This window comes from Mediterraneibacter agrestimuris (assembly GCF_943193195.1).
Lineage (GTDB): Bacteria > Bacillota > Clostridia > Lachnospirales > Lachnospiraceae > Schaedlerella > Schaedlerella agrestimuris.
Map to the genome: position 1 here is coordinate 1 of NZ_CALPDG010000115.1, position 1,119 is coordinate 1,119.

Annotated in this window: 1 protein-coding gene; it reads left to right on the forward strand. The window is 41.6% G+C overall.

Features of this window, described 5'->3' with window-relative positions; translation table 11 throughout:
* The coding region (locus NFS18_RS19300; protein ID WP_251393193.1) for an IS110 family RNA-guided transposase at positions 1–1,119 on the forward strand (1,119 nt) is incomplete at both ends.

Below are 1,119 nucleotides of genomic sequence, written 5' to 3' on the forward strand. Positions count from 1 at the left end.
GAAATCCTTCTCAACCATCAACTCGGATATCCAAAAGTTTCACAACTGGCTTATCCACAATCATTGCTATCACGTCTGTATGGAATCCACTGGTAAGTATTGGATTCCTATTTTTAATTATCTCGAAAATGACATCGATGTGTGCCTTACACATCCCAAATACGTCAAAGCCATCAAAGGCAAGAAGACTGATAAGAAAGATTCCAAGTGGATTGCAGACCTCTACAAATTTGACCTTGTCAGGTGCTCCTTTATTCCTCCAAAAGATTTCCGTCAGCTCCGTGAAATTGCAAGATACCGTTTTAAACTGGTCTGCATGAAATCTTCGGAAAAGAACCGCATTCAGAACTGCATGACTGTTTCTAACGTGGGTATTGCCAGCGTATTGTCTGACCCTTTCGGTAAGACGGCAACAGAAATCATGGCTTACCTCCTAGAGCATACCTCTGATTCCATTGACGAAAAGGCCGTCCGCAAACTTATTAAAAAGGGAGCTAAAGCCAAGTCCAATGAAATCATTGAAGCGATCAGGGGCTACAACATTGAAACAGACCAGGCTAAAAAGCTGGAACTCGCCCGCGGACATCTGGAATATCTGGACGATATGATTACCCAGACCGAGGTTGAACTCTACATCCGCATGAAACCTTATTATGAATTTGTCGAGTTCGTAAGCACCATGCCCGGCATGACAGAACTGAGTTCTACCATTGCCCTTGCTGAAACCGGCGTTAATATGGACATCTTTGACGATGCCAAACACCTTTGTTCCTGGTGCGGTCTTTCTCCTGCAAACAACGAATCCGCAGGAAAAAAGAAATCTGTCCGAATTGCAAAAGCAGGTGATTATTTGAAACCTATGATGGTACAATGTGCTCTTGCTGCAATCAAGAGCAAAAAACAACCTTATTTTTCAATCAAATACGGACGAATTAAAAAACGTCGTGGTCACAAGAAAGCAATCATCGCTATTGCCAGAATGATGATGGTTTGTATTTACCATATGGTATCAGAAAAGAAACCATTTACCCCTACTGACTACGAGGAATTGATGGATCCTCAAAATCATGTAAAACGTGTTGTATTAAATGAAGACAATGTTTTTGCTTACCTTGAAAG